The following is a 16,464-nucleotide window of genomic DNA, read 5'->3' on the forward strand; positions in this document are numbered from 1 at the left end:
GGGGGGGGGGGGGGGGGGGGGGGGGGGGGGGGGGGGGGGGGGGGGGGGGGGGGGGGGGGGGGGGGGGGGGGGGGGGGGGGGGGGGGGGGGGGGGGGGGGGGGGGGGNTTTCTTCAGTGGGATTTAGCGCACGGCTTCGAACAGCCCCGTCGCCCCCATGCCACCACCCACGCACATGGTCACGATGCCATAGCGCAGATTGCGCCGTTGCAGCTCCCGCACCAAATGCCCCACCTGCCGCGACCCGGTCATGCCGAACGGGTGCCCGATGGAGATCGAGCCGCCGTTGACGTTGTACTTCACGTTATCGATCTCCAGCCGATTACGCGCATACAGGCACTGGGACGCAAACGCCTCGTTCAGCTCCCACAGATCGATATCCGCCACCTGCAAGCCCTTGGCCTTGAGCAGTTTGGGCACCGAGAACACCGGGCCGATGCCCATCTCGTCCGGCTCACAACCGGCCACGGTAAAGCCACGGAAAAACGCCTTGGGCTTGAGCCCCAATTCCAGGGCTTTTTCCAGACTCATCACCAAGGTCATTGACGCGCCGTCGGAGAGTTGCGACGAGTTACCCGCCGTCACCGAACCGTCTTCGGCAAACACCGGCTTCAAGCCTTGCAGGCTGGCCAGGGTGGTGTCGGGGCGGTTGCAGTCGTCGCGATCGACCACGCCGTCGAGTACCTGGACTTCACCGCTGTTTTTATCCTCGACCTTGTACTTGACCGCCATCGGCACGATTTCGTCGTTGAACAAACCATCAGCCTGGGCCTGGGCGGTGCGCTGTTGGCTTTGCAGGGCGTACAGGTCCTGTTCTTCGCGGCTGACGTGGTAGCGACGGGCGACGATTTCGGCGGTCTGGCCCATTGGGAAATAGATACCCGGCACCTGCTCTTTAAGCAGCGGGTTGATCAGGTGGTCGGTGTTGACGCTTTTCATGGTCAGGCTGATGGACTCCACGCCACCGGCGACGATGATGTCACTGCACCCCGAGGCAATCTGGTTCGCGGCAATGGCAATCGCCTGCAAGCCCGAGGAGCAGAAACGGTTGAGGGTCATGCCCGCCGTGCCAGTGCCCAATTGCGACAACACCGCCACGTTGCGCCCGATGTTGTAACCCTGGGCACCCTCGTTGGAGCCCGCGCCGACGATGCAGTCTTCCACTGTCGCCGGGTCAATGCCGTTGCGGCTCAGCAGCGCGTTGACGCAGTGGGCCGCCATGTCATCCGGGCGGGTCTGGTTGAACTTGCCGCGAACGGATTTGGCCAAGCCGGTTCGCACGCTGTCGACGATCACTACTTCACGCATGGGCTACCTCGATCTTGTTGTTGGGAGATAAATCGAGGATAGATCCTGGTGATTGCAACCGCGATGATCATTCACCTGGCGTATGCGAAAACATGGCCCCCTGTGGTGAGCGGGGCTTGTTGTGGCGAGGGAGCTTGCTCCCGCTGGGCTGCGCAGCAGCCCTAATAAAGACGCCTCGGTGTGTCATGTATTTACGCTGTGACTGGGTTGGGGCGGCTTCGCCACCCAGCGGGAGCAAGCTCCCTCGCCACATGGAGCGAGGTTATTTCTTCTTTTTGGCGTGTTTGTCGGACTTGGCAAACGCCTCCTCCAATGCCAGGTTGATGGTGCGCAACACCTTCACCCGCGCCCAGCGCTTGTCATTGGCCTCGACCAAGGTCCAGGGCGCGATCTCGGTGCTGGTGCGGTCGACCATATCGCCCACGGCAGCGCGGTAATCGTCCCACTTTTCGCGGTTGCGCCAATCGTCTTCGGTGATCTTGAAGCGTTTGAAGGGGATTTCTTCACGGGCCTGGAAGCGTTCCAGTTGAGTCTGTTTGTCGATGGCCAGCCAGAACTTGACCACGATCACGCCCGCGTCGCGCAGTTGTTCTTCGAAATCATTGATCTCGCCATAGGCGCGCATCCAGTCCGCCGGGGTGCAGAAACCTTCGATGCGCTCCACCAGCACCCGGCCGTACCAGGAGCGGTCGAACACGGTGAACATGCCCCGCGCTGGGATCTTCTGCCAGAAGCGCCACAGGTAAGGTTGCGCGCGCTCGTCTTCGCTGGGCGCGGCAATCGGCACGATATGGTACTGGCGCGGGTCCAGCGCCGCTGCCACCCGACGAATCGCGCCGCCCTTGCCCGCCGCGTCGTTGCCTTCGAACACCGTGATCAGCGCGTGCTTGCGCATGCGTTTGTCACGCATCAGGCCAGAGAAGCGCGCCTGCTCGGTGATCAGCTGTTCTTCGTAATCGTCCTTGTCCAGGCGCTGGCTCAGGTCGAGGCTGTCGAGCAGGTTCTTCTGGTCCACCGAGGCAATCAACGGCGCGGGGTTCATGCCACTGGCTTTGCCCTTGGGCAATTTGAGGGCGTTTTGCATGCCTTCGAGCAGCAGCTTGCCCACGGTGAGCTCACGGTAATTGCTGTCCACGCCTTCGATCACATGCCAAGGCGCATAGTCGCGGCTGGTGCGGCGCAGCACGCGCTCGCCGAAATGCACGAACGTGTCGTAGGTCTTGGACTGCTGCCAGTCCAGCGGGCTGATGCGCCAGCTGTGCAACGGGTCATCGGCCAAGGCCTTGAGGCGTGCCTTCATCTGTTTCTTGGAGAGGTGGAACCAGAACTTGAAGATCAGCGCGCCTTCATCGCACAGCATCTTCTCCAGGCGCTCGGCGCCGGCAATGGCCTGGTCGAGACGGGCGTTCTTGATCTGCCCATGGACCCGGCTCTGCAGCATCTGGCTGTACCAGTTGCCGAAGAAAATCCCCATGCGGCCCTTGGCGGGCAGTTGCCGCCAATACCGCCATGCGGGCGGCCGGGCCAGTTCTTCATCAGTCTGCTGATCAAACGTGCGCACTTCGATCAGGCGCGGGTCCATCCACTCGCTGAGCAACTTGACGGTCTCGCCCTTGCCAGCGCCTTCGATGCCGTTGATCAGCACAATCACCGGGAAGCGCTTCTGCTGTTGCAGCTCGTACTGCACTTCCAGCAGGGCCTCGCGCAGGGCCGGCACTTCGGCGTCGTAGGTGTCTTTGTCGATGGCGTGACCGATTTCGGCGGATTCGAACATGGGCAGCTCCATTTCAAGATGGCTCAAGACTAGCGGATTGGGCACCGACACGCGGGAGGAAATTCCATCTGCACTTGCCGTGGGTCAATTCAATGCCTGTTGATCGGCTAGAATGGCGGCCTTGTTTTTACCTGCTTCATATTATGAGCCGCCCATGAACCCCATCACCCACGCCCAGCTCGACTGGGACGACCAAGGCCGCCCGCACTCGCGGGTGTTCGACGACGTGTACTTTTCCGACCAGTCTGGCCTTGAAGAAACCCGCTATGTGTTCCTTGAACAGAACCGCTTGCAGGAGCGCTTTGCCGCGCTGCCGGCGGATGGGCGATTGGTGATTGGCGAAACGGGGTTTGGCACCGGGTTGAATTTCCTGTGTGCCTGGCAGTTGTTCGAACAACACGCCGTGGCCGGTGCGTGCCTGCATTTTGTCAGCGTGGAAAAGTACCCGCTGAGCCACGCCGACCTGCAACGCGCCCTCGCCCTCTGGCCTCAATTGCAGCCGTTTGCCGAGCAACTGCTCAAGCACTACATCGCCATCCACCAGGGCTTCCAGCGCCTGGTGCTGGATAACGGCCGCGTGACCCTGACGCTGTTGATCGGCGATGCCCTGGAGCAACTGCCGCAACTGGACGCGCAGATTGATGCGTGGTTCCTCGACGGTTTCGCCCCGGCGAAAAATCCGGACATGTGGACCGCCGAGCTGTTTGCCGAACTGGCGCGCCTGGCCGCTCCCGGCTCGACCATTAGCACGTTCACCAGCACCGGCTGGGTACGCCGCTTGATCAATGCGGCGGGCTTTAAGATGAAGCGCACACCGGGCATCGGTCACAAGTGGGAGATCCTGCGCGGTGAATTCCTCGGTTGGCCCAAGGAGACACCCGCACCGTCGGCTGCCAAACCCTGGTTCGGCCGGCCTGCGGCCATCGACGGCGAGCGCCACGCCATGGTCATCGGCGGCGGCCTGGCCGGTTGCGCCACCGCCGCCAGCCTTGCCGCCCGGGGTTGGCGCGTCAGCCTGCTGGAACGCCACGCCGCGCTGGCCCAGGAGGCGTCGGGCAACCCGCAAGGCGTGCTGTACCTCAAGTTATCGGCCCATGGCACGGCATTGTCGCAGTTGATCTTGAGTGGTTTTGGTCACACTCGACGCCTACTGGAACACTTGCACCGGGGTGTCGACTGGGATGGCTGCGGCGTGTTGCAACTGGCGTTCGATGCCAAGGAAGCCGAGCGCCAGGCGCAATTGGCCGATGCCTTCGCGCCGGAACTGCTGCACCTGCTTGACCAAACCCAGGCTCAACAGCAGGCAGGGATTGAACTGGCGCAGGGCGGGCTGTTTTTCCCCGACGGCGGCTGGGTCCACCCGCCAGCGCTGTGCCAATGGCAAACCACGCACCCGTTGATCAAGGTGCTCACCCACCACAACGCCGTTGAACTGCACCGCGTCGACAACCAGTGGCAAGCCCGCGACGCCGACACCGTGCTGGCCAGTGCCAGCGTCGTGGTGCTGGCGGGCGCCGCCGATATCAAGCACTTCCCGGCGAGTGCCGAGCTGCCCCTCAAACGCATTCGCGGGCAGATCACCCGCCTGGCCCAGACGCCCGCGAGCGCAGCACTGGCCACCGTGGTCTGCGCCGAAGGCTATGTCGCCCCAGCGCGCCTGGGCGAACACACCCTCGGTGCCAGTTTCGACTTTAAAAGCTGCGACCTGACGCCCACCGCCGCCGAACATGCAGGCAACCTGGAGATGCTGCGGGAAATCTCCGAAGACTTGCTGCACCGCCTGGGCGCCGATCAACTGGCGCCCGACCAGATGCAAGGCCGCGCCGCGTTCCGCTGCACCAGCCCCGATTACCTGCCCATCGTCGGCCCTTTGGCCGATCTCACCGCGTTCAACCAGGCCTATGCCACATTGAGCAAGGATGCCCGACAGGTGCCGGATACGCCCTGCCCCTGGCTGCCCGGCCTGTATATCAACAGCGGCCACGGTTCACGCGGGCTGATCACCGCGCCGTTGTGCGGCGAACTGCTGGCGGCCTGGCTCAACGATGAACCGCTGCCGCTGCCCGCCAGCGTGGCGCAGGCGTGTCACCCGAACCGGTTCGCCTTGCGTGCATTGATCCGCGCCAAGGTGCCGGCCCGTTGATCAACCCGCCGGGGCTTCGCACACGTGCTGGTCGTCCTGACGTATGGCGTCCTTGGTCAACCGTTCGATTTCGGCGACTTCGACCTGCTCCCGCTCCAGCCGAATTGTGTTCAGCTGCCCGTGGTACTCGCCGCTCGACAGGTCTTCACGTTTGTCGTAGACCTTATCGGCGCGTTGGTTGAAGGGCGCATTCAACGTGTCAAAACGGCTGGCAAAGGCGAGTTTCAAGTAGCGTTCCCAAAACGGCAGCTTGACGATGTAAGCCAGCAACTGCGGGGACAACTCGGCATTCTTGATATCCAGTTCCGCCTGGTTGAGCTGGGTAAGGGTGACCCCCGCCAGATCCCGGTACAACATGCCCTGCGGCTGGCCCGGCAAATAGACCCGGCTCGTGAGCCCCGTGCGAAAGGCCAACTCTACTTCCAATGGGTCAAGGGCCGGGTTTGCGCTGCTGTGACGACCGGCCATCTGGCGCAGTTGATCGAGGCGAAAAAGCCCCTTGGCCACTTTCAATCGGGAGCGGGCGGCCAATGGCCCGCTGGTGCTCTCGCGGGACACCTCGTCGATCTCCACCAACACCTCAAGGTCGCTGAAATTCACCGCCGTCGAATCGTCGCAGTTAAACGGCGCACCGGCCCGCTCAAATACCTCTTTGCGAAGCGCTGCATGGGCGGCCGTGGCATTGAGCACGCGCCATACCCGCCGTTCCAAATCATCACGCACCGTCCTGGCATCGGCGGTATTGACCAATTCGGCGAGCAAATTAAACAGCGCCCTACTGCCGGGCTCGTGCTTTAGCCCGGTCCATACCCGACTCTTCGCGGCATAGTCTGCGACTCGCTCATCGGCCAACCAATTCTCCCGCGCCCGCTGCTCGTTCAAACGGGGCGTGTCGTCCTCGCGAAACCCCATGCCCACACCGACGCGGTCGAGATAGACCTCCAGCGCATCGACGCTTTCGCTCGACAACGGGTTAAGGCGCAGGTCGTACGCCTGCGCGGCGCGGCGGGGCAATTGCAGCAGCCAGTCGGGCAATGTGGTGATCTGATTGCCGCGCAAATCCACGCGCTCCAGGTAGTGCAAGCCACCGACGCCGACGGGAAACTCCTTGAGCCCACAATCGCGCAACAGCAACCCACGCAGATCATGCAGTTGCGTGACGTGCGGGGCGTTGAGCAAGGGGTTATCGGCCAGATCCAGGGTTTTCAACTGGCGCAGCTCACCGAGCTTCTTGCGCGTATGTTCGGTGAGCTGCAAGCGGTTGCGCGGCAGGTACAGATACGTCAGGTCCGGCATCAACGACAGGGCTTCGGGCAAGCGCGTCAGTTGGTTGTCCGACAGGTCAAGGGTGTGCAGGTTGTTGAAGTGCTTGAGAAAGTACGCAGCCTCATCGTTCAAGCCCATGTTGCGCAAGGACAACTGCTTCACCTGTTCGAAGCGTACCTGGGCGGGCAAGGTGGGCAATTTCCCAATGGCCATCGCGTCTAACGCCAGGCTTTGGACACTGCGCTGCTCTGGGTCTCTGAGGGTTGTCAGCCCACGCCAACTGCGCTCGATGGCCTCGCGCACCTGGGTACGGCTGAGGCGGTAGTCCCAAAAGGGGGTGAGCTCCGGCACATAGTCTGTACGGTCACTGACCCAGCGTTTAAGCGCTTGCTGCAATGCCTTGAATTCCTGTTCCAGCGCCATGACCGCCTTGGCCCGGCTCAAATGGTCTGCGCCCGCGTCCTGCAGGAAATGCAGGACTTGCGCGCCATTCATTGCCGGGTAGAGTTTTCTGACTTTGCGCACCAGCGCCGTTGAAAAGTTCGAAAGTACCGGAGCGGCCTGTTCCTGAACCTGGGCGGGCGCACAGGGCGTCAGTTGTTCTTCCATGGCCGGCTGCTCCGTACCCAGGTAGCGGCGGATGCGAGGGCGCTCGTCCTGGCTCTTGAAGCGTAACTGGCTGCGCAGACGGTCTACAGGCTGCGCGACCGTCAGGCCCATGTGCTTTTTTTGCGCCGGCGACAGGCAATCCACCACCGCCTGGAGTAGCGCATCCGGCCCGCTCACGCGAGTATTCAGATCCTTGCCCTGCTCATCGAAGGCTTGAAAGCCCTGGTCGCTGCGCACAATGCTGCGGCGCACCGACGCGTTGGGAGGCCCCACCTGCTCCAGAACGTCCCCGGTCACGCCACCTTTACGCACCTGCACCAACAGGTCCTGTGGCCAATGCGCCAGGCGCCCGAGCAAGCCGAAGATCACCCGCCGCGTTCCGGCACCGGCCAGGGGCGGCCAGTACAAGCCCATCAGGGCTTCGTCTTCGTCCATCTGTTCGATCGCTTCGCGACAGCGCTGTTCCAGCGTCAGCGACAACCGACCGTTCTTGCGCAAATAGCGACGATCCAAGGTGCGCGCATCCGACAACTGCTCCCAGGCAAATCGGCGCGGCAAGCGCGGAAAACGTACGCACAACGGTGCCAGGTCACCGGTGACCACCCCGTTGTATTCGTCATACAACTTGCTATACAGGGCGCGATGTTCAGCCTTCACCGTCACCAACAAACGCTGTTTGAGCAGCGCCTCGGCGTCCTTGAGCGCAACGTTTTTGCCGAGCAAGGTGCTGCGTTCTTCCTCGCTCAAGGCTTGCAGCAAGGTGTCCATCACCTGGCCGTCCTTGAGTTGCTGTTCGGTGATATGCACGCTCAGGTCTTCATAGTCGAAGGGCGCCAGGTTCGGGTGGCTTTCCAGCAGGTTGCCCTGCGGGTCCAGCAACTCAAAAAAGCGCCCTTCAGGCCAACTGGGCATCAGCGGCAAGGCCAGCATTTGGCTGCGGGCGGTGGCCGGCGTCAGCGGCTGCCCGCTCTCCAGCGCCTGGATCAGATCGAGCACTGTGCGGTGTTGGCGAAACTTCGCCACGGCGTCCTGGAAGCGTTCGGGCAAAGCTTTGTGCGCCTGCGCAAGACGGCGCAGCGCGGGCAAGTCCAGCTGATTGATGGCGGCAATACTTTGCAGGTCGGCCGACGGCACGGTCGCCAAACCCGGGTCGATGCGATGCAGGGTGCTCAGCGGTTCCGTCCACTCCTGCGGCCGTTCAAATTCATGTTGCCAGCCGCCCTGGAAGTTATGGCGCAACGGTGGGCGATAGGCACCCGGCCGTTTAGGGTGCGTGATGCGCCACTGGCCGATGTTGGTATCAAAGACGATGGCGTACCACTCACCTGCCAATTGGATATAGATGCCTCCGTTGACCTGGTAAACGCCCCGCGAGTTGCGCGCCGCCGATTCGGCTATTTCAAGCGAATGACGATAAGCCCCCAGCCGCGGCCGCCAGAGCCTTGGCCGCGCGTCGTGAAGCTTGACCGCCTCGACCTTGTCGAAAAACTCCGCTGACGAAGCCAGCTTGCGCTTGAGCGACCCCACCACGCGCCCGCCCGCTGCGAACAGCACCATGGCGGCAAGGTTCTGCGCCACATTGCTCAGATGCTTGAGCGCCTCGGCGTTGTCGCCATGGCTCCAGTCCTGAACGCCATCGAACACTTCCCCCAGCAGTTGGCCGATGGCAACGCCCATCATCAACTGCCCCAGTACCGGCACCACAAAGGCGGCGACATTGAAGATATCCAGCCCGAAGTTGACGTAGTCCAACAGGCGCTGTTGACGGGCCTCTTCATCCACCTGGGCCTTGGGCACGGCGAGCACCTGGGCGTCCAACTGGACCTTGCCGACACAGGCGCGAAAGAAAAAATCGCTGAAGTTATCGTTCACCGGTATCGCTTGCAGCGCTCCCAGCGCGGCACTGGTATCAAAGCGGTTGAGAAAATCCACACGCTCGGACTCATCCAGGTAGCGCGCGAACGCCTCGCGGTAGGACGACGTTTTCAATTTGAGCGTGAGGTACTGCTTGAAGGCCTCCAGGGTCGCGTACTCGTACCAGGGACGCTCGGGTTCATTGGGCATATAAACGATCAGGGTGTCGTCCACCAATTCACCGGGCTGTGCCTCGGAAAACACCAACACACTCCACAGGCACGCCTTGTCCAGGTTCAGGCCCTGCCAGATCAGGCGTTTCTGGGTGAACTGCGAGTCGGCATGTTTTTCGGCCGGCAGGTCGGCCTTGATCAACTTGAGCACGCGCGCGTGGTTGGCCTGGCTGATGTCTTGCCGGGCCAGGGCCAGGTGCAACTCCGTCAGCATATCGGCGCGCTTGCCGCGGCCCACATCCAGTGCGGCGACGTTGTAGCTCAGGGGCAGCGCCGTCTCCCCCGGCGCAGGCAAGCCGAAGACCTCGCGCAAGTGCTCCTGGTAGGCATTGCCCAGATCCAGGTCGCGGCAATAACCCACGAATTGATGCGCGGTGAGACCGGGCTCGGCGCTGTCGTCAGCGCCCCGACGTATCAGGGCCTTTTTGGGCAGGCCATCGGGCTCGGCCTCGTCTTCGGAAAAATTCTGCATGGCGGCCTGCACCAGGCTGTGTTTTTCCAGGGTGGTTGAATAGATCGGGATACCCGTGACGTTGGGGGCAATTTCGACCGCTTCGCTCCTGGGGCGCTCCAGATAGTCCTGGCGCACATTCAGGCTGGCATGCCCTTTGCCGACCAGGTATTCGTGCAGTTTTGTCGTGCAGAAGCTATCCAGCGGCTGCAACCGGGCCAGGCGCTGCGCGAGGCGTTGACGTGGGCCGGCGCTGTCGAGGTAAGCCTGCTCGACGGCCGCCAGCGACTCCGAGGGCGCGTCGAGCATCCAATGGGGCAGCGTCTCGTGTAGCACCTTGACCTTGTCCATGTCGCCGGTCATATCGAGCAACGCAGCATCCAGTTCATCGCGGGTCACCGGCGCGGCAACCTCATACAAACCTTGTGTGTCAGTCATTCCAACCCATCCTGATGCAATCAATGATGGCTGGATACGATAAGCCCGCCGGGGGCGAAAAAAGATTCAAATACCAAGGTGTTCAGCCGCTGAAAACCCGCAGATTTTGCCTTGAACCCAGCGCTTTTTACCGCCACCGGCGTGCAGCCCGCGCTGCGCCGTTTGCAGCAGTGGCAAGGTTACGGCTATGTGCCTTATAACTTATCGATCTAAAACTCCACCGATAGCCCCGTGTCAGTTTCTGGGTACGCGCCCTTCGGGGCGTATTGAGTGTTTCCCCTCCCCAACGGAAAAACCGGTAAGGAATTTATGTGCGGATTAGCTGGCGAGTTACGTTTTGATCACCAACCTGCCGACCTGGCAGCGATAGAACGAATTACCCATCACTTGGCCCCCCGTGGCCCCGACGCCTGGGGTTTCCATGCCCAAGGGCCGATTGCCCTGGGCCACCGGCGCCTGAAAATCATGGACCTGTCGGACGGCTCGGCCCAACCCATGGTCGACGCCCACTTAGGCCTGTCACTGGCGTTCAACGGCGCCATCTACAACTTCCCGGAACTGCGGCAAGAGCTGGAAGCCCTGGGCTACGCCTTCTATTCCGGCGGCGACACTGAAGTGCTGCTCAAGGGCTACCACGCCTGGGGCGAAGCGCTGCTGCCCAAGCTCAACGGTATGTTTGCGTTTGCCATCTGGGAGCGTGATGCCCAGCGCCTGTTTATCGCCCGTGACCGTCTGGGTGTGAAGCCGTTGTACCTCTCACGCACTGGCCAGCGTTTGCGCTTTGCATCGAGCCTGCCGGCACTGCTCAAGGGCGGCGATATCAACCCGATCCTCGATCCGGTGGCGCTTAACCATTACTTGAATTTCCACGCCGTGGTACCGGCACCGCGTACCTTGCTGGCGGGCATTGAAAAACTGCCACCCGCTAGTTGGATGCGCATCGACGCCAGCGGCAAGACCGAACAGAAAACCTGGTGGACCCTGCCCTACGGCCCACACGACGACGAAAAAAACCTGACGCTGGAAGACTGGACCGACCGCGTGCTGCACAGCACCCGCGAAGCCGTAGCCATCCGCCAACGTGCGGCGGTGGACGTGGGCGTGTTGCTCTCCGGTGGTGTGGATTCGAGCATGCTCGTGGGCCTGCTGCGGGAAGTCGGCGTGCAAGATTTGTCGACCTTTTCCATCGGCTTTGAAGATGCCGGCGGCGAGGCGGGCAACGAGTTCCAGTACTCGGACCTGATCGCCAAGCACTACGGCACGCGCCACCACCAACTGCGGATCGCCGAGAGCGAGATCATCGAGCAACTGCCAGCGGCGTTCCGCGCCATGAGCGAGCCGATGGTCAGCCATGACTGCATCGCCTTCTACCTGCTGTCGCGGGAAGTGGCCAAACATTGCAAAGTGGTGCAGAGCGGCCAGGGCGCCGATGAACTGTTCGCCGGTTACCACTGGTACCCGCAGGTGGACGGCGCCAGCGATCCATATGCCGCCTACCGCGAGGCGTTTTTCGACCGCAGCTACGACGACTACGCGGCCACCGTCGCGCCTAAATGGCTGACCGCCAACGACGCCGCAGGCGACTTTGTGCGCGAACATTTCGCCATGCCCGGCGCCGATGCCGCGGTGGATAAAGCCCTGCGCCTGGACAGCACGGTGATGCTGGTGGATGACCCGGTCAAACGCGTCGACAACATGACCATGGCCTGGGGCCTGGAAGCGCGTACGCCGTTCCTGGACTACCGCCTGGTGGAACTGTCGGCCCGTGTGCCCGGCAAATTCAAGCTGCCCGATGGCGGCAAGCAAGTGTTGAAAGAAGCGGCGCGCCGGGTCATTCCAAGCGAAGTCATCGACCGCAAAAAGGGCTATTTCCCGGTGCCGGGCCTCAAGCATTTGCAGGGCGACACCCTCAACTGGGTGCGCGAACTGCTGCTGGACCCGAGCCAGGATCGCGGCCTGTTCAACCCGGCCATGCTCGACCGCCTGCTCACCGACCCGCAAGGCCAATTGACTCCGTTGCGCGGCTCCAAGCTGTGGCAACTGGCGGCGCTGAACCTGTGGCTCAGCGAACAAGGAATCTGATCAATGAAACCCCTCGCAGCGGCTTACAGCCAACGCTTGCTCAAGGGCCAGGCGCCCTCCTACGAGCGTCTGCAAGCCCGGCTGGCCGAAGATGGCAGCCCATTGAGCGCAGTCCCGATTGCCGTGCATTGCGGTTGGGGCCGATTGCTGATCGGCCACACCTTCCCCGACCCGGCGAGCCTGGCCCAGGAACTGCTCAACGAGCAGGCCGGTGAACGGGATATCGCACTCTATGTGGCCGCGCCCCAGCAGATACTGGGGATCGACCCGCAACAGTTGTTTCTCGACCCGTCCGACACCTTGCGCCTATGGTTCACCGACTACCGCCCCGCCACGCGTGTATTCCGCGGTTTTCGCATCCGCAGGGTGCAAAGCGAGGCGGACTGGCTGGCGGTGAATCAGCTCTACCAAGGGCGCGGCATGCTGCCGGTGGATGCCGAACGCCTCACCCCGCGCCATCAAGGCGGCCCGGTGTATTGGCTGGCCGAAGATGAAGACAGCGGCGCCGTGATCGGCAGCGTGATGGGCCTGAACCACCAGAAGGCCTTTCACGATCCGGAAAACGGTTGCAGCCTGTGGTGCCTGGCGGTGGACCCACAATGCACCCGCCCCGGTGTGGGTGAAGTGCTGGTGCGCCATTTGGTGGAGCACTTTATGAGCCGTGGCTTGAGCTACCTGGACTTGTCGGTATTGCACGACAACCGGCAAGCAAAGAACCTCTACGCCAAGCTCGGTTTTCGTGCGCTGACCACCTTTGCGATCAAGCGCAAGAACGGCATCAACCAGCCATTGTTTCTCGGCCCAGGCCCGCAAGCGGGGTTCAACCCTTATGCGCGGATCATTGTCGAGGAGGCCCATCGTCGCGGCATCGATGTGCAGGTGGATGATGCCGATGCCGGTCTGTTCACCCTCAGTCACGGCGGGCGTCGCGTGCGTTGCCGTGAGTCGTTGAGCGACCTGACCAGCGCCATCAGCATGACCCTGTGCCAGGACAAGAGCCTGACCCACAAGGTGCTCAAGGCAGCGGGATTGAAACTGCCGGCGCAGCAATTGGCGGGCAGCGCCGATGACAACCTGGAGTTCCTCGACGAGCATCAGCGCGTGGTGGTCAAGCCGCTGGATGGCGAGCAGGGTCAAGGCGTGGCGGTAGATTTGCAGAGCATCGAAGAGGTGCAGCAGGCGATAGAAGCCGCGCGCCAGTTCGACAGCCGGGTGTTGCTGGAAAGCTTCCACGAAGGCCTGGACTTGCGCATTCTGGTGATCGGTTTTGAGGTGGTTGCCGCCGCGATTCGTCGCCCCGCCGAGGTCACCGGTGACGGCCATCATTCCATCGGCAAACTGATCGAAGCCCAGAGCCGCCGCCGCCAAGCGGCCACCGATGGCGAGAGCAAAATCCCGGTGGACGCCGAAACCGAACGCACCCTGCACGCCGCCGGTTACAGCTACGACAGCATCCTGCCACGGGGCGAAACCCTGGCCGTGCGCCGCACCGCCAACCTGCACACCGGCGGTTGCCTGGAAGACGTCACCGCGATCCTGCACCCCACGCTGGTGGACGCCGCCGTGCGTGCCGCCCGCGCCCTGGACATTCCCATGGTGGGCCTGGACCTGATGGTGCCCGCCGCCGACCAACCCGAGTATGTGTTTATCGAAGCCAACGAACGGGCCGGCTTGGCCAATCATGAACCGCAGCCGACGGCTGAGCGGTTTGTGGATTTGTTGTTTCCCCATAGTTAGCTGATTGCTTGAGAAATGAGGTGCCTGACCCGGCGCCTTCGCGAGCAAGCCCGCTCCCACAGGTTGACCGCATTCCCATGTGGGAGCGGGCTTGCTCGCGAAGGCGTCGGCACTGGCAGCCGTCTAACCCAAGCCAACAGGAGTCTTTATGAGCCAAACCATCCCCGAACCAGACCTCAACTACCTGCAAAAAGTGCTGCTGGAAATGCTCGCCATTCCCAGCCCCACCGGGTTTACCGACACTATCGTGCGTTACGTCGCCGAGCGTTTGGAAGAACTGGGCATCCCGTTTGAAATGACCCGGCGCGGCACCATTCGCGCCACCTTGANCCGAACCAGACCTCAACTACCTGCAAAAAGTGCTGCTGGAAATGCTCGCCATTCCCAGCCCCACCGGGTTTACCGACACTATCGTGCGTTACGTCGCCGAGCGTTTGGAAGAACTGGGCATCCCGTTTGAAATGACCCGGCGCGGCACCATTCGCGCCACCTTGAAGGGCCAGAAAAACAGCCCAGACCGCGCCGTGTCCGCCCACCTGGACACCATCGGCGCCGCCGTGCGCGCCATCAAGGACAACGGCCGCCTGACCCTGGCGCCGGTGGGCTGCTGGTCCAGCCGTTTTGCCGAAGGCAGCCGCGTCAGCCTGTTCACCGACAACGGCGTGATTCGCGGCAGCGTGTTGCCATTGATGGCCTCCGGGCATGCGTTCAACACCGCCGTGGATGAAATGCCGGTGAGCTGGGACCATGTGGAGCTGCGCCTGGACGCCTACTGCGCGACCCGTGCCGACTGTGATTCCTTAGGCATCAGCGTGGGCGACTACGTGGCCTTCGACCCACTCCCCGAGTTCACTGAGAGCGGCCATATCAGCGCCCGCCACCTGGATGACAAAGCCGGTGTGGCCGCCCTGCTCGCGGCGCTCAAAGCCATCGTCGACAGCGGCGAACCGTTGCTGATCGACTGCCATCCGCTGTTCACCATCACCGAGGAAACCGGCAGTGGCGCGGCCGCCGCCCTGCCCTGGGATGTCAGCGAATTTGTCGGTATCGACATTGCGCCAGTGGCTCCTGGCCAACACTCCAGCGAGCATGCGGTAAGCGTGGCGATGCAGGATTCCGGCGGGCCGTATGACTATCACCTGTCCCGGCATTTGTTGCGCCTGGCGGCGGACAACGACCTGCCGGTGCGCCGCGACCTGTTCCGTTATTACTTCAGCGACGCCCACTCGGCCGTGACCGCCGGTCACGATATCCGCACTGCGCTGCTGGCGTTCGGGTGCGATGCCACCCACGGCTACGAACGCACCCACATCGACAGCCTCGCAGCGCTGAGCCGCTTGCTGGGTGCGTATATCCTCAGCCCGCCCGTCTTCGCCAGCGATGCGCAACCTGCCCAGGGGTCACTGGACCGCTTCAGTCATCAGCTGGAACATGAGACGCAGATGGAGAGCGACACGCGGGTGCCATCGGTGGACAGCCTGGTCGGCCAGAAGTCCTGACGCTTGCAACTGCTGGTAACAAGGGCCCCGGCGCAGTAGCATCGCCGGGACCTGACACCTGAGGCTTGTATGCTGATTCCCTACGACGCACTTGAAGTCGACACCCTGACGCGCCTCATCGAAGACTTCGTCACCCGTGACGGCACCGATAACGGCGACGACACGCCCCTGGAAACCCGCGTACTGCGGGTGCGCCAAGCACTGACCAAAGGCCAGGCACTGATCGTGTTCGACCCCGAAAGCGAACAGTGCCAATTGATGCTCAAGCACGATGTGCCCAAGCATCTGTTTGACTGACGCCTAGAGGTTGGGCACCTGCACCGGATGGGTGACGGTGCCCTGACGCTCAAGCATCTTCTGGTAGACCTCGGCACGGTGCACATGCACCCCGGCCGGCGCTTCGACGCCGAATTTCACCTGGGTACCGTTCAGTTCGAGGATATGCACGGCGATGTCATCGCCAATGGAGATAACTTCGCCTACGGCGCGGCTTAAGACCAGCATGGCGGTTGTCCTTTAAAGAGTGAAAGGACTTCGACCATGCGCGCTGGGGTGGGGGGCATCAATGCCTTGCGATGAAATCAGGCAAAGCCTACAAATATAGGTAATTTACCTGACAGAACACACATCAAAATGTGGGAGGGGGCTTGCCCCCGATGGCGGTGTGACAGCCAACGCATGTATGACTGGTATACCGATATCGGGGCATAGGTATCTACACAACTTTGAGTGTTGCGCTGGACCTGTGGGAACTGCCATACCCACCCGGCCACCGAAAATCTATCGGGTGTATACGGTTCAAATGTGGGAGCGGGCTTGCTCGCGAAGGCGGCCTGTCAGGCGACTGATTTTTATTGGGTGTACGTCACCCTGATGTGGGATCTGGCTTGCCTGCGATAGCTATGTGTCAGGCGCTACAGGGGGTTGGTCGGAGTACATATCCGTTATTTGGGTAACGGCCGCTATTGGTTCCGCCCTTACGGCGGCTCACTTTGGAAAAGCCCCAAAGTAAGCAAAGGGCTCTTGCCCCACCACTCGGCACCTCGCCTAGGCTCGGTGTGCCCGAACGCA

General features: G+C 62.3%; 9 protein-coding genes. 5 read left to right on the top strand and 4 right to left on the bottom strand.

Annotation, left to right across the window (positions count from 1 at the left end):
• Positions 1-122: 122 nt before the first annotated feature.
• Both ACLD1Y_RS30885 and pap read right to left on the bottom strand, forming a co-directional pair.
• Positions 123-1,307 (bottom strand): thiolase family protein, encoded by a 1,185-nt coding sequence (locus ACLD1Y_RS30885; protein ID WP_429481425.1) that lies wholly within the window; start codon positions 1,305-1,307, stop codon positions 123-125.
• A 262-nt stretch (positions 1,308-1,569) separates the two neighbouring features.
• Positions 1,570-3,081 (bottom strand): polyphosphate:AMP phosphotransferase, encoded by a 1,512-nt coding sequence (gene pap, locus ACLD1Y_RS30890; protein WP_429481426.1) that lies wholly within the window; start codon positions 3,079-3,081, stop codon positions 1,570-1,572.
• Positions 3,082-3,235: 154 nt separating this feature from the next.
• On the opposite strand from pap, the gene mnmC reads away from it, so the two are divergent.
• The gene (mnmC, locus tag ACLD1Y_RS30895) at positions 3,236-5,224 is read left to right on the top strand and encodes a bifunctional tRNA (5-methylaminomethyl-2-thiouridine)(34)-methyltransferase MnmD/FAD-dependent 5-carboxymethylaminomethyl-2-thiouridine(34) oxidoreductase MnmC (protein WP_429481427.1); all 1,989 of its coding nucleotides are present in this window, start codon (positions 3,236-3,238) and stop codon (positions 5,222-5,224) included.
• On the opposite strand, the gene ACLD1Y_RS30900 is transcribed toward mnmC, so the two are convergent.
• A complete protein-coding gene (locus ACLD1Y_RS30900; protein ID WP_429481428.1) occupies positions 5,225-10,075 on the bottom strand; it encodes an NEL-type E3 ubiquitin ligase domain-containing protein in 4,851 nt (1,616 codons plus the stop codon).
• A 309-nt stretch (positions 10,076-10,384) separates the two neighbouring features.
• Between ACLD1Y_RS30900 and ACLD1Y_RS30905 the strand changes: the two genes are divergently transcribed.
• The 4 genes from ACLD1Y_RS30905 (at position 10,385) to ACLD1Y_RS30920 (ending at position 15,690) form a co-directional block, all read left to right on the top strand.
• Positions 10,385-12,157, top strand: coding sequence for an N-acetylglutaminylglutamine amidotransferase (locus tag ACLD1Y_RS30905; RefSeq protein ID WP_429481429.1), 1,773 nt, complete (start codon positions 10,385-10,387; stop codon positions 12,155-12,157).
• A gap of 3 nt (positions 12,158-12,160) precedes the next feature.
• On the top strand, positions 12,161-13,894 hold the full coding sequence (ngg, locus tag ACLD1Y_RS30910; RefSeq protein WP_429481430.1) for an N-acetylglutaminylglutamine synthetase: 1,734 nt from the start codon (positions 12,161-12,163) through the stop codon (positions 13,892-13,894).
• A gap of 371 nt (positions 13,895-14,265) precedes the next feature.
• Entirely contained in the window at positions 14,266-15,393 is a 1,128-nt protein-coding gene (locus ACLD1Y_RS30915; RefSeq protein WP_429481431.1) for an osmoprotectant NAGGN system M42 family peptidase, read from the top strand.
• Between the two features lie 69 nt (positions 15,394-15,462).
• The gene (locus ACLD1Y_RS30920) at positions 15,463-15,690 is read left to right on the top strand and encodes a YheU family protein (protein ID WP_003192759.1); all 228 of its coding nucleotides are present in this window, start codon (positions 15,463-15,465) and stop codon (positions 15,688-15,690) included.
• 3 nt (positions 15,691-15,693) lie between these two features.
• Here ACLD1Y_RS30920 and csrA read toward each other — a convergent pair whose 3' ends face one another.
• A complete protein-coding gene (gene csrA, locus ACLD1Y_RS30925) occupies positions 15,694-15,897 on the bottom strand; it encodes a carbon storage regulator CsrA (protein WP_429481432.1) in 204 nt (67 codons plus the stop codon).
• Positions 15,898-16,464: the final 567 nt, after the last annotated feature.

It is taken from the genome of Pseudomonas sp. 18175 (assembly GCF_050432925.1).
GTDB lineage: Bacteria > Pseudomonadota > Gammaproteobacteria > Pseudomonadales > Pseudomonadaceae > Aquipseudomonas.

Bases quoted from the DNA above. Each gene is read 5' to 3' on its own strand.
- ngg (WP_429481430.1), top strand. From the start codon at position 12,161: ATGAAACCCCTCGCAGCGGCTTACAGCCAACGCTTGCTCAAGGGCCAG.
- ACLD1Y_RS30915 (WP_429481431.1), top strand. From the start codon at position 14,266: ATGCTCGCCATTCCCAGCCCCACCGGGTTTACCGACACTATCGTGCGT.
- ACLD1Y_RS30920 (WP_003192759.1), top strand. From the start codon at position 15,463: ATGCTGATTCCCTACGACGCACTTGAAGTCGACACCCTGACGCGCCTC.
- csrA (WP_429481432.1), bottom strand. From the start codon at position 15,897: ATGCTGGTCTTAAGCCGCGCCGTAGGCGAAGTTATCTCCATTGGCGAT.
- ACLD1Y_RS30900 (WP_429481428.1), bottom strand. From the start codon at position 10,075: ATGACTGACACACAAGGTTTGTATGAGGTTGCCGCGCCGGTGACCCGC.
- mnmC (WP_429481427.1), top strand. From the start codon at position 3,236: ATGAACCCCATCACCCACGCCCAGCTCGACTGGGACGACCAAGGCCGC.
- ACLD1Y_RS30885 (WP_429481425.1), bottom strand. From the start codon at position 1,307: ATGCGTGAAGTAGTGATCGTCGACAGCGTGCGAACCGGCTTGGCCAAA.
- ACLD1Y_RS30905 (WP_429481429.1), top strand. From the start codon at position 10,385: ATGTGCGGATTAGCTGGCGAGTTACGTTTTGATCACCAACCTGCCGAC.
- pap (WP_429481426.1), bottom strand. From the start codon at position 3,081: ATGTTCGAATCCGCCGAAATCGGTCACGCCATCGACAAAGACACCTAC.